At 41.3% G+C, this 12,811-nt stretch carries 9 protein-coding genes; 4 read left to right on the plus strand and 5 right to left on the minus strand.

Translation table 11 applies throughout. The features are described 5' to 3' along the window. Nucleotides 1-204 precede the first annotated feature (204 nt). A complete protein-coding gene (locus V6C71_25880) occupies nt 205-1,794 on the minus strand; it encodes a glycoside hydrolase family 57 protein (protein ID HEY9771887.1) in 1,590 nt (529 codons plus the stop codon). Nucleotides 1,795-2,422: 628 nt separating this feature from the next. On the opposite strand from V6C71_25880, the gene V6C71_25885 reads away from it, so the two are divergent. Further along, a complete protein-coding gene (locus V6C71_25885) occupies nt 2,423-3,601 on the plus strand; it encodes a histidine kinase (GenBank protein HEY9771888.1) in 1,179 nt (392 codons plus the stop codon). A gap of 66 nt (nt 3,602-3,667) precedes the next feature. Here V6C71_25885 and ppc read toward each other — a convergent pair whose 3' ends face one another. Together ppc and V6C71_25895 are read right to left on the minus strand one after the other, a co-directional pair. Continuing rightward, nucleotides 3,668-6,760, minus strand: coding sequence for a phosphoenolpyruvate carboxylase (ppc, locus tag V6C71_25890; GenBank protein ID HEY9771889.1), 3,093 nt, complete (start codon nt 6,758-6,760; stop codon nt 3,668-3,670). Nucleotides 6,761-6,848: 88 nt separating this feature from the next. Further along, nucleotides 6,849-7,037: a hypothetical protein gene (locus tag V6C71_25895; GenBank protein ID HEY9771890.1), complete on the minus strand. Its 189-nt coding sequence runs from the start codon at nt 7,035-7,037 to the stop codon at nt 6,849-6,851. Nucleotides 7,038-7,193: 156 nt separating this feature from the next. Between V6C71_25895 and V6C71_25900 the strand changes: the two genes are divergently transcribed. The 3 genes from V6C71_25900 (at nt 7,194) to V6C71_25910 (ending at nt 10,761) form a co-directional block, all read left to right on the plus strand. Then, complete coding sequence (locus V6C71_25900) at nt 7,194-7,988, plus strand: PhzF family phenazine biosynthesis protein (GenBank protein HEY9771891.1); 795 nt, start codon at nt 7,194-7,196, stop codon at nt 7,986-7,988. A 78-nt stretch (nt 7,989-8,066) separates the two neighbouring features. Then, the gene (gene ggt, locus V6C71_25905) at nt 8,067-9,809 is read left to right on the plus strand and encodes a gamma-glutamyltransferase (protein ID HEY9771892.1); all 1,743 of its coding nucleotides are present in this window, start codon (nt 8,067-8,069) and stop codon (nt 9,807-9,809) included. A gap of 76 nt (nt 9,810-9,885) precedes the next feature. Beyond that, nucleotides 9,886-10,761 (plus strand): NAD(P)-dependent oxidoreductase, encoded by an 876-nt coding sequence (locus V6C71_25910; GenBank protein HEY9771893.1) that lies wholly within the window; start codon nt 9,886-9,888, stop codon nt 10,759-10,761. 106 nt (nt 10,762-10,867) lie between these two features. On the opposite strand, the gene glmM is transcribed toward V6C71_25910, so the two are convergent. After that, nucleotides 10,868-12,271, minus strand: a complete 1,404-nt coding sequence (glmM, locus tag V6C71_25915) for a phosphoglucosamine mutase (GenBank protein ID HEY9771894.1) — start codon at nt 12,269-12,271, stop codon at nt 10,868-10,870. Nucleotides 12,272-12,463: 192 nt separating this feature from the next. After that, nucleotides 12,464-12,766: a hypothetical protein gene (locus V6C71_25920; protein ID HEY9771895.1), complete on the minus strand. Its 303-nt coding sequence runs from the start codon at nt 12,764-12,766 to the stop codon at nt 12,464-12,466. Nucleotides 12,767-12,811 lie beyond the last annotated feature (45 nt).

Below are 12,811 nucleotides of genomic sequence, written 5' to 3' on the forward strand. Positions count from 1 at the left end.
AAATTAGCAGCAGTTGCGCCTGAAGAACTTTTATTTAAGTTAGATATTATCGACATTATCGATTTAAATTGAGGCTTTTACTACAATAAAAGATCCCTCCAGCATTAGACAAAATACTGACAAGGGATAAAAAAATATTAACTGTGGTAAATGTTCTACTGCTGATAAATAACTGTAGTCAAGCAATAAGCTTTAAAGATCCTGCTATATACTTCTATAAGTACGATAGTTGATATTGGGGAAAATATTATCGATCGCCTCAACTTTTTCTAACCATCCAGAATCTACTTTGCCTACCAAAAGATCCTCGTGAATTTTATTAAAGCGGAGTAAATGCGATCGCGTTCTGCGAATTGCATAAGGAACCATGGTTCCTGTGCGCATAATAAACGCCCAATCAGAGGACTGCGCTAACAGCAACTCTCTAGCCGCTTGGTTTAAAGCACGCCACTCAAGCTCATCAGCAGGTTCGCGATTTGCCAGCTTAATCATTCTTTCCGCTGCTTTATGTAAATGAGGATAAACCCAGGCGTTGGTGTCGTTCAACCAATACTCATGGAATCCTTTATAACCCCAGCTAGATTGTGACGGACGACAAACCTGCTGGTTAGGCTGCTGCTGCAAATATTCCGACAGGTGTGTCATGTCGTAGGTATTTTGGTCGTACCAACTCTTGCGGAATAAAAAATCAATAAATTGTGGCCCTTCATACCACCAATGACCAAATAATTCGGCATCATAAGGAGAAACTACAATCGGCGGACGCTGCAACATATCGTTTAGATGTTGAATTTGTCTTTCTCGATTGTACATAAAGTTACTCGCGTGTTCGGCAGCTTTCTCCCTTGCCCAATAAGGATCGTAAAGACCTTTTTCTGACAATCCGCCATCACGACTAGTAATTTTATGATATTTTATACCCGTATTTTTGCGCTGACCATTAGGCATAATGTAGGGCTTAATATACTCATATTCAGCCTCCCAGCCTAGGTCTTTGTAAAATTCACGATATTCAACTGCACCAGGATATCCAACTTTGGAAGACCAAACTTGCTGCGAAGATTCGTGATCGCGACCAAAAGCAGCAACTCCTGTTTCGGTAAAAATCGGTGCATAAGAGCCGAAACGAGGACGGGGACGTGCATAAAGAATACCGTGTCCATCAGTTAAAAAGTAGCGTAAGCCAGCATCAGCCAGCATTCTTTCCAAACCTTCATAGTAGGCGCATTCTGGTAGCCAAATTCCTTTGGGTGGACGACCAAAGTTGGACTCATAATGTTCGCAAGCGACCTTGATTTGTGACCACACTGCTTGAGGATACATCTTCATTAAAGGAAGATAACCGTGAGTCGCACCACAGGTAATAATGTCGAGGTTGCCACTATCTAAAAATTGCTTGAAGGCAGCTACTAAATCTCGGCTGTAGCTTTCCCAAGTTTTCCTGATTTGATTAAAGGAGTTAGCATAGTATTCAGCCAAATAGCGCATATGACCATTGTGCTGATGCCGTTCTAGCTCTTTGCTAATTAATTCTTGTAGCTGAGTAAGATGAGCGTCATAACGATCTTGTAGGAGTTCATCGCGTAGCATTGACACCAAAGGCGGTGTCATACTCATAGTCATTTTAAAATCAACTCCGTCCCGCTTCAAGTTTTCAAAGACCTGAAGCAAAGGAACATAAGTTTCAGTTATAGCTTCAAACAGCCATTCTTCTTCTAAAACAAAATCGCTTTCTGGATGTCGAACGAAAGGTAAGTGAGCGTGTAAGACGAGAGCAAGATAACCAAGAGCCATGATAAAGTAATATTTCTAAAAATTTTATGACCGCGGAAGGGGTGAGGGCTGGTAAACACCTGAAATAAATTTTGAGGGCGTAATATTTGCGGGCAAAACCTTTGGGGGATTTCTTGCCCGATGTTGACCGCCCAAATTCAGGTAACAGCCCTTCGTCAACGCAAGCGCCATCTTCTTATCTCAATCCTGCTTGACAGGGGACAAGTCCGCATTGCCTGGGACGGGGCGTACACCAAACTATGCGGTGCAAGCAAGCTTGTCGGGAGACCCGAAAAGACAGCCCCTTGTCTTCCCTGGCGTTGGTGTGCGTGGGCTATACTGCTTACAAAGCAGCTTGTACAACCATGCTGTTGGCGAACGAGGCAGTGTAACGTTGACCGAAATTAAGCAACTGAGGCAATCTGGGTAAATTTTATGATATCTTAATAGTGTCTTATAAGAAAGTTTGAGTTGTGGGGAAAACTTCTCTAGCGGCTGTGATTGCTGGCTGATAGCTACTTTCTAATAAACTAAATAAGCTACTACTACTGGCACAATAAGTATTAAAAGGCAGTTTATTTAATTGCCATTTTGTTTATATTGAAGAGTTAAGGTAGCTTTTAGCTAACTTGTTGGGTTTTTAGATCTAGTGTTGCAATCCAATAAGCAATATCCTGATTACGACCAGAGTAATTCTGAGGAACTATTGCTTCAATTATTATTGTTTGTAGATAAACGCTCTTCTTCCGATGAGCAAGTTCAAAAAATTCAGGCTTACTTAAAGAGTTTGCAATTAGATTACTCTTTTGAGTTGAATGTGGTTGAGATCGAAAAACAGCCTCACCTAGTAGAATTTCTCAAGCTGGTTGCTACTCCTGCTTTAGTTAAAATCGCTCCAGCGCCCAGGCAGACTTTGACAGGAAGCAATTTAATTAAGCAGTTAGAAAAATGGTGGCCCAAATGGAAGGCTTCTCAAGAAGACTTAAGAGTAAGCAAAGATAGAGCTAAAGCGCTAGAGGAATCAAATTCTTTATTAGCTCAGGAAAGTTATCATGCTAAAGATATTGAACTATCTGAGGCAATATTCAGCCTGAAACAAGAAAAAGAAGAATTGGCTGCACAGCTACGGTTTAAAGATCAAATTTTGGCGATGCTAGCCCACGATCTACGGACACCTCTAACAGCAGCTTCAATGGCAGTTGAAACTATTGAACTATCTGAGCAAAACGATCGCTTAGAAGCGAAACAGCTCAAAGTTCTCAAACAAAAACTGTTTCGGCAGGCAAAAAATCAGTTCGGCATCATGAATAACATGATCAGCGGACTGCTACAAAATTCTCAAAGTGCGAATGCAAAATTAGCAGTTAGGCCTAGAGCGCTAGATTTACACGCCTTATTCCCAGAAGTAATTAGTCAGTTTGATGCCAGGTTAAAGCAGAAACTGATGAATTTCCAACAAGACATTCCTCAAGATATTCCGCTAGTTTATGCTGACGAAGAATTAATCCGTCAACTAGTTGGCAACTTACTGGACAACGCTATTAAATACACTCCAAAACAGGGAAAAATTTCTTTATCTATACTACATCGTACAAATCAAAAGGTTCAGGTCAGCATTTGTGATACGGGACCAGGAGTTCCCCCAGAGAAGAGAGAACGCATTTTTGAAGATAGCTTCCGCCTACAGCGCGATCGCGCTTTTGAAGGCTATGGATTAGGTTTAGCAATGTGTTATCAAATAGTTTGCGCCCATTACGGTCAAATTTGGGTTGAAAGCTCTCCTGAATCAGGTAGCTGTTTTCAATTCACTTTGTTGGTCTACAAATAATTATTTTAGTTGGGGCAAATAGCCGTTTGCCCCTGTTATGCCCCTGTATGTTCTCTAGCTGCTAAATCAGCCTGTATTACGCATTCCAGCAGCAATACCGTTGATAGTTAGCATCGCACCTCTTAATAACTCTTCTTTGCTAAAGCGGAAGTGTAGCGCCTGAGATTTATCGTGCTGACGCAGCCGTTTAATTAAAGCCACCTGTAAAAACCCTAAAGGAACAATCGTGCCATTGCGCACCTGTACCGATCGCTGTAGTTCAAGAGCGCCATCAAGAAGTTTTTTCTGACCGTTAATTTTAAGAATTAGAGATTTAGTCAAATTGTATTCTTCAGAAATTTGGGCAAACAACTTTTGAAACCGTTCTAGATCCTCTGGTTGAGACAACTCTTTGACATAATGTTCGGCTATCTGCAAATCTACCTTTGCCAAAGTCATTTCTACTTTGGAAATCACCACTCTAAAAAAGGGCCACTTTACGTAAAAATATTGCAGCAGATCGAGATTTTTCCTGGGCTCTTGGTCTAAAAATCCCTGTAGGGCAGAACCAACCCCATACCAAGCAGGTAGTAAGAAGCGACTTTGAGTCCAGCTAAAGACCCAAGGAATTGCCCTAAGACTGCTCATGTCTTTTTTCTTGTTAGCGTTTCCCTTGCCAGGACGCTTAGAAGGACGAGAGCCGATCTGTAGCTGACTAATCACGTCTACTGGAGTAACCGAATGAAAAAAATCAACAAAATCTGGCTGCTCATAGATTAAAGAGCGGTATACGGTACGCGATCGCGCTGATAATTCTTCCATAATCTGGTTCCAGGGAGCTACTCGGTCAAATCCACTACCCAACAAACTAGACTGAATCACCGCCGTGGTCATAGTTTCGAGATGATATAAAGCCAGCTCGGGCAAAGAATATTTAGAAGCTAATACTTCTCCTTGCTCGGTGATTTTTATTCGCCCCTGAATTGTATCCGTCGGCTGGGCTAAAATCGCTGAATAAGCAGGGCCACCACCACGACCGACAGAGCCACCACGACCATGAAAAATCCTTAAAGAAATGCCAAATTCTGAGGCTACTTTTTGCAATGCTCTTTGAGCTTTATGGATTTCCCAATTACTACTGAGGAAACCAGAGTCTTTGTTACTGTCAGAATAACCCAGCATCACTTCCTGAAGATCGCTAGGCTTGAGAGGAACGGAACTAAGATTAGCTTTAGTGTTCTGTTGATTCGTGGCGACGTGCTGATAGCCTCCTTTTAAAGCTGCACGATAAAGAGGCAGTTCAAATAATTCCCGCATCACTTCTGGAGCGCGTTTTAAATCTTCAACTGTCTCGAACAAAGGTACGATTCTAACGGATGTATGACAGGTAGCTGGATCGTATAGTCTTGCTTCTTGGGAAAGTAATAATACCTCCAAAACATCACTAACAAAGTTAGTCATGCTGATAATGTAGGTCTGACAAATGCCCCGTCCAAATTCTTGCTGCAATAAGTGCAACATCCTAAAGGTTTCAATCGTCTCGCAAGCCGTATCGGAAAAAGGCATTTCCGCAGGAATCAAAGGACGACGGGTTTTTAATTCTTGAATCAGCCAAGCAGTTTTCTCGGCTTCTGAAAGCTCATCGTAAGGCTTGGGTAGAACTTGGAGATAGGCGGTAATTTCAGCGATCGCTTCACTATGGCGGGAGGAATCCTGTCGAAAATCTAGCTCCACTAGATTAAAGCCAAATACTTCTGCCTGACAAATTAAATTATCTAGCTCACGACATTGCAAACTAGTTGCAGCCAAACTATTCTGCATGAGCTTTAATTCAGCTACAAATTCAGCTCCTGAGGCATAGATATTATCGGTATTGATTTCCGAAATTGCCTGTCTTCCAGCCGCCGAAGCTAAAATTCGATTACGTTCCAAGGTATTTTTTAATCTTTGAGCAATATAAGCCAGCTTGAGGCGATAGGGTTCTTGACGATAGCGAATTGCTAATTCTTCATAAATACTAGACATTCGTTGCTGGTCTTGCTCCAAAGAATCCAGTAATTCTTGCTGAACATCGCTCCAGTGCAATGAAAGGCTTAATAACTCCCGTAGTTGCTCGATTGAACTGAGATATTTTTCAATAACAATTTTCCTTTGATAACAAGCTGTTTCCCAGGTTACCTGAGAAGTTACAAAAGGATTGCCATCGCGGTCTGAACCGACCCAAGAGCCGAAATAACAAAAATTATGGGTTGGAGCCACTAAACCAGGAAAAGAATCTGCTAAGGACTGTTTAAGACGAGAAGCCAATTGAGGAATTACGTCAAACAATACTTCCTGAAAATAGTGTAGAGAATAATCTACCTCATCCAAGACTTTGGGCTTAAACTGATGCAGTTCATCTGTACGCCACCAGAGCCTAATCTCTTCCGTTAGTTGATTAGTAGCCTCTTTAGCCTCCCAAGATTCTGATACTCCGATCTCCCGCATTACTTCTTCTGCTATGTCGAGCTGTTCGAGAATGTGAGATATACGACGCTGTTTTTTGCGGATAGTGTGTCGCACAATCTCCGTTGGGTGAGCCGTAAAGACCAGCCTAATGTCTAACTGGTCTAATAATCTTTGTAGTATTGGCGGTGGCATATTAATTTCCTTAAGATAAGGAAATAGCCAGTGAAACAACCCTGCTTGGTTGCTACTAGATATACTGGGTTCGCTCCAATTATCAGCTAACTCCTTCCCTAGCGGGTTATTATTGCTGCTCAAAGAAACATTGGAGTGTTTTGAACCATTGCCATTAGAATGCTGTGGTGATAAAGCAGTGCGGGTAACACGCCGAGCCAGTTTTTGTTCTCTAGATTCGTAGTGTTGTTCAACAATATTAGTTAATTGAAAATAAAGAGCAAACGCCCTAGCTGCCTGAATAGCATCGTTGAGGGTTAGCTTTGCAATTAGCTGTGGCACAGAAGACTGAGGAAATGAATCTGTTACCTGTCCTTCAGCAGAAGAAAGAGAGCGCATTTGCTGAAGTAGATCGAGCATTTCCTGACCACATTCAGAACGTAATACAGATTCCCAAAGATCTTCTATCAATTTTTGGCGATGACGCAGCAGCAAATAAGAAGTATCGACTACGTTAACCTCTGTTTGATCTGCTATTGAAGATTGAACAACCGAACTCATAAAAACCTCTGCTTAGCGTATGTAAATTGTAATTTGGTGGGTGTAATAACAATAGTTGAGTTTTGCTGAACCAGATTATTAGCAATTATTAGTCATCAAAGTTGGGGAAGTTGAGGATAGGCAAACGCTCTGAACGAAATATTTCTTCACTGGCTTTCCCTAGCTCAGTCATAAATTCGGTTAATAAATATAAAGTCAAAATGCTAATAATGAAAGGAGTGGTAGCAATACTCAATCCTAAAAATGAGACTAGGTAGGATGGATTATTAGGCTTCATGGTTTAAAGTGCTGATGTTATTTAACTACTATTGTATGGACTTTAGGCAATTGCAGCGCAAAGCTAGATAATTTTTCTTTAATCAAACCAAAACTTACTTGAGTTTTCTGTATATTTTGTTCAGACTTAATTCAGATTTAGATCTGACAAAATTTTATGAATCAAAAGATAATCCAGGTAGACGCTTTTACCGCTCAAGCTTTTCAAGGAAATCCTGCTGCTGTATGTGTCTTGCGATCGCCCCAAGATGATTGGTGGATGCAGTCGATCGCGCAAGAGATGAATCTTTCCGAAACAGCATTTTTAATCAAACAAGAGCAGCACTATAAACTACGGTGGTTTACTCCAGCTATGGAAGTTCCATTGTGCGGTCATGCAACTTTAGCTAGCGCGCACGTATTATGGACAGAAGGTTATGCTTCTACTGGTCAAGAGATTAAGTTTGAAACTAAAAGTGGCGTGTTAACTGCTAAGTATGAAGATGACTGGATTAAATTGGATTTTCCCGCTAATCGGTCGCAAGATATACCGCCAATTACTAAACTAAGAGATGCTTTAGGAGTACCTTTGAAGACTGTTTTATATAATTCTTTGGGTTACTTAGTCGAAGTTGCCTCGGTTGAACAGATAAAACAGCTACAGCCTAATTTTACTTTACTGAAGCAGCTACCAATATCAAACGTAATTGTCACTAGTTTGGCCGGGGATAATTCAGAATATGATTTTGTCTCGAGATTTTTTGCTCCAGGGTTAGGCATAGACGAAGATCCAGTTACGGGTGCTGCTCATTGTTGTCTAGCTCCTTATTGGCGCGATCGCTTACAAAAAGATCGGTTTTTAGCTTATCAGGCTTCGCCGCGTGGTGGCGTGGTCAAAATTGACTACGATGGTGGCGATCGCGTTTCGCTTCTAGGACAGGCGGTAACGGTGATGCGGGGGGAGTTGGTATGATTTTTTGGTATTGTTTACTGGTGGAATAGTTTTTAAGTCAAAAGTTAAGAGTTCAGAGTATTCTTCTTCTTGAAATAAATGAAAATTAAAAAAGCTATATTTCTGGCTGTCAGCATTGTTTTTCTGGTTGTAGTTGGTAACTATTTGATTAACAATCTTTATTTAATCTATTCGACAGTCGATAGCTGGTATTCAGTTAATGCCGAGACTGTAGCGACTCAAGCCGTCGGTAGAAATGGGGTAGTAGTTTCAACGCAGAAAGAGGCTTCGTCAGTTGGGTTGGAGATCTTAAAAGATGGAGGGAATGCGATCGATGCTGCGGTAGCTGTTGGCTACGCCTTAGCCGTAAGCGATCCCTGCTGCGGTAATCTTGGTGGAGGCGGATTTATGCTGATTCACTTGGCAAATGGCACAGAAACTTTTATCGATTTTCGTGAGACTGCACCCGGTAAGGCTACTGCTGATATGTATCTTGATGAAACAGGTGATTTGATTAAAGATTTAAGCACAGATGGTTATTTAGCCGTAGGTGTTCCAGGTACGGTTAAGGGATTAAATTATGCTCTAGATAAATATGGCACGATGCAGCGTAAACAGGTAATTAATCCAGCAGTCGCGTTGGCTGCCAATGGTTTCAAGCTGCAACCAGGAGATATAGATATATTTCAGGCAGGTAAAAAGAGATTATTACAACCTAATGTTGCGTCAATCTTTTTACAAGACAACAAGACTTATCAAGCTGGAGACACTTTAATTCAGCCAGAGTTGGCTAACACTCTTAGTTTAATTGCTGAAGATGAGAATGCTTTCTATCAGGGAGAGATAGCCAAAAAAATAGTTGCTGCTAGCGAAGACAACCATGGCATTCTAAGTTTAGAAGATTTTGCTAACTATCAAGTGACTGAGTACGAACCTGTTAGCTGTGATTATCGAGGATATCAGGTAATTTCTGCCCCGCCTCCTGGTGGTGGTACTACGGTTTGTCAGATGTTAAATATTTTGTCTGGCTACAATTTAACAGAATTGGGCTGGAAAACTCCTCAAAGTTTACACCCGATATTTTCTTCAATGTTATTCGCTTTTGGCGATCGCAATCGTTACTTGGGCGATCCTCATTTTGTCGATAACCCAGTAGATAAATTACTATCTCCTGAATATGCTGCTACCTTGAGAGACAAAATTGCGTTTGCAGCTATTCCCCCTGAATCTGTATATTCAACAGATGTTCAAGCTGAAGGAACAAACACTACTCATTACTCGGTAGTAGACAAAGAAGGTAATGCCGTAGCTGTTACTTATACAATTAATTCTTATTTTGGTGCAGGCGTAATTGCTCCAGAAACAGGATTTTTGCTCAACAATGAAATGGATGACTTTACTACCAAGTTGGGTGAAGTAAATCAGTTTGGGTTACGACAGGGAGAAGCTAATCTAATTGAACCAGGGAAACGTCCTCTTAGTTCCATGTCACCGACTATAGTTACCCATGATGGGCAAGTTTATCTAGTTACAGGAAGTCCAGGAGGTTCAACCATACCCACTACCGTATTGCAGATAATTATTAATGCGATCGATTACGGCATGAATCTCAGTGATGCTGTCAATACTCCCCGTTTACATTACCAAGGTATACCCAATCGGGTAGTCAGCGAACCTGAGGCAATTAATGCTGAAACTTTTAGGGGCTTAAAACTCAGGGGATATGAAATCGTACCATTTATGCAATGGGGGGCAGCAGAGTCGATTTTAGTCAATCCTGACGGAACAATCGTAGGTGTTAATGATATTCGTAAACCTGCGGGAAAAGCGATCGCTTATTGAGCAAAACTAAACAACTCTCATTAAGAGTTGTTGATAAATTGTTGTAAGTTGATAATGAAGCTAGACAAGAAAACTAATGAAAATCGGGTTTTTGGGAACTGGTTTGATGGGACAGCCAATGGCTTTGCGATTGCTATCAGCCAACCACAGTGTAACTGTTTATAACCGTACTAAGTCTAAATTACAGCCTTTAGAAGACGCTGGGGCAAAACTTGCCGACTCAGTAAGTGAAGTTATTCAGCAAACAGAGTGTGTAATTTTGATGTTGAGCGATGCAGCAGCGATCGCAGAATCTCTATTGTCTGAGGCAGCCAAAAGTCATTTAGCCAACCGTACCATAATTCAAATGGGGACGATCTCCCCGACAGAAAGTCTGTCAATTCGCGATGCGGTATCTGAAGCAGGGGGAGAATATTTAGAAGCGCCTGTATTAGGCAGTATTCCCCAGGTAAAAACAGGGGAGTTGATTGTCATGGTAGCCAGTACTAAAGCACAGTTCGATCGATATTGTGAACTACTCAAATGCTATAGCCTTGAGCCGATATACGTTGGGGAAGTAGGTACAGCAGCAGCGATGAAACTTGCTCTTAATCAATTAATCGTCGGTTTGACTAGTACTTTTGCCCTAAGCCTTAGTTTTGCTCAAAAGCAAGGAGTAGATATAGAACAGTTTATGTCAGTGGTACGGCAGAGTGCTTTATATGCCCCTACGTTTGATAAAAAGCTGGAGCGAATGCGCGATCGCAATTTTGCTAATCCGAATTTCCCTACCAAACACCTCTTAAAAGACACTAATCTGTTTCTCAACCAAGCAGCAGAGTTAGATTTAAATACCAGTAGTTTAGCGGGAATCAAGCAAATTATCGAACAGGCGATCGCCATGGGTTTAGCAGATTTAGACTATTCAGCTATTTACTCCGCCATTAACCCATCTCAATCCAAGATCGACTAGTAAATTGAGTCAAACAATTTATTTCTGACTTCTGACTTTTCCTCTTCCCGCAGGATATCCGAAGGTGTATGCTTTAGCACAATGTGACTTCTGACTTCTAACCTCACTATGCTGCCAAATTTTGTTCTACAACCTGAACTAGCTTATCTGTCCAATAGTTAGTCAATTGACGATCTGCGGCTTCTACCATTACGCGAATTAGGGGTTCTGTTCCCGAAGCACGAACTAAAATACGTCCTTGTTCTCCCATTGCTGCTTCCGCTTGAGCGATCGCCTGCTGCAACGGTTCACATTCGTGCCATTTGCTGCGACGTTCTCGATCTTCAACTCTTACATTACGCAAAATTTGCGGATAGGTTTGGAAACTGTTATCTACTAATTCGGTTAAAGAAGTTTCTGATTGACACACTAAAGAAGTCAAATGTAATGCGGTTTGAATCCCGTCGCCCGAAACTCCATGATGATGACAGAGAATATGTCCAGACTGTTCTCCGCCTAACATAGCTCCTGTACTCCACATCGCAGCCTGCACATAGCGATCGCCAACTTGGGTGCGCTGCATTTTGCCACCTATAGCTTGCCAAGCACGCTCAAAGCCTAAATTTGCCATTACCGTCGCCACAATTAAATCATCTGGAAGCTGTTGTTTCTGTCTTAATAGTTCGCCCCAAAGATAGAGAATATAGTCGCCATCAATGACTCTACCTTGACTATCTACTGCCATGACTCGATCGGCATCACCATCAAAGGCAAATCCCAGATCTGCCTGGTATTCTTTGACTCCTTGCTTTAATGGTTCTAGATGAGTTGAACCACAGTTAACGTTAATGCGATCGCCATTGGCTGACTGATTCAGGCTGATTACTTCTGCCCCCAACTGCTGAAAAATAGCAGGAGCAACCTGTACTGATGCTCCCCAGGCTAAATCTAAAACAATTCGCATTCCTGCAAAGCTGGTGTTTTGAGGTAGGGATGCTTTGAGAAATTGAACGTATTGCTTGACCAATTCTGGGCGATGATAATGCTTGCCCCAAGCTCGATCTAGTTCATCCTGCACATCGTTGTTTCTCAGATGTGCCTCTATTTTCTGAGTTAAAGAATCAGCTAGCTTAGTTCCTTTTCTGCCAAAAAATTTGATTCCATTGTCTTGTGGAGGGTTGTGACTTGCAGAAATCATAATGCCACCAACTGCTTCAGTTGCGCTAGTTAAGCTGGCAACACAAGGAGTAGGACATAAACCTAAATGCCAGACTTCTAGCCCTGCTGAAGTTAATCCTGTTGCGATCGCACAAGATAGCATATCGCTAGAATTGCGAGAATCCTGTCCAATAATAATTGGTCCTTTATTTTCTGCTGCCTCTGCCAGAACTTTTCCTGCCCAATAGCCCAACTGGAGAGTAAAAGCTGCATTTAAAATGTCTCCTGCTTTGCCCCTAATTCCATCTGTTCCGAATAAAGGAGTTGTGGGTAATTGACTCGCATCTAACAAGGTTTTTGCTAAACTGCTCACATCGATATACTCCTAAGTTTTATTTAAGCTAATTTTTCTAGTGTTTTTAATTTTTGTTTAACAATAGAATGTTTGATAATTAGGCAATATTGTACTACCTGCTTTAATTTCACAACATCTACACCATAAAATTAAGCCATAAAGTTAAATTTTGGGTAAATAACTTAAATTTTGGGTATATGTGCTTATGCTTCAGAGATTCATCTTCGCTAAAAGATCGATCATTGCGGCTAAACTTAAACCAGATTCAATAATTTTTGGCTCGCTAGGATTATAAGGACTAGCAAGGCGATCGAGTGAAATAATATGGGAATCGGCTGCAATTACAGGGACATCAGGATCGAAGGCAGTAGCTCTCATTAAAGAACTAGAAAAGCCAGCATAAATCATGACGATATCAGGTTCACCAGAAGCAGTTTCAAGATGAACCATCAATAATTCCTGTTTACGTTTGAGGGTATATTGCTCCAGACGCAGACCAATTGATTCAGACATATTTTTGATAGCTTATAACTTATAGCCTATAGCTAAAGATTAATT

This window comes from Coleofasciculaceae cyanobacterium (assembly GCA_036703275.1).
In the GTDB taxonomy this organism is placed as follows: domain Bacteria; phylum Cyanobacteriota; class Cyanobacteriia; order Cyanobacteriales; family Xenococcaceae; genus Waterburya.

Coding starts and splice junctions, on each gene's coding strand:
- V6C71_25880 (HEY9771887.1), bottom strand. CDS start 1,794: ATGGCTCTTGGTTATCTTGCTCTCGTCTTACACGCTCACTTACCTTTC.
- ppc (HEY9771889.1), bottom strand. CDS start 6,760: ATGAGTTCGGTTGTTCAATCTTCAATAGCAGATCAAACAGAGGTTAAC.
- V6C71_25895 (HEY9771890.1), bottom strand. CDS start 7,037: ATGAAGCCTAATAATCCATCCTACCTAGTCTCATTTTTAGGATTGAGT.
- V6C71_25900 (HEY9771891.1), top strand. CDS start 7,194: ATGAATCAAAAGATAATCCAGGTAGACGCTTTTACCGCTCAAGCTTTT.
- ggt (HEY9771892.1), top strand. CDS start 8,067: ATGAAAATTAAAAAAGCTATATTTCTGGCTGTCAGCATTGTTTTTCTG.
- V6C71_25910 (HEY9771893.1), top strand. CDS start 9,886: ATGAAAATCGGGTTTTTGGGAACTGGTTTGATGGGACAGCCAATGGCT.
- V6C71_25920 (HEY9771895.1), bottom strand. CDS start 12,766: ATGTCTGAATCAATTGGTCTGCGTCTGGAGCAATATACCCTCAAACGT.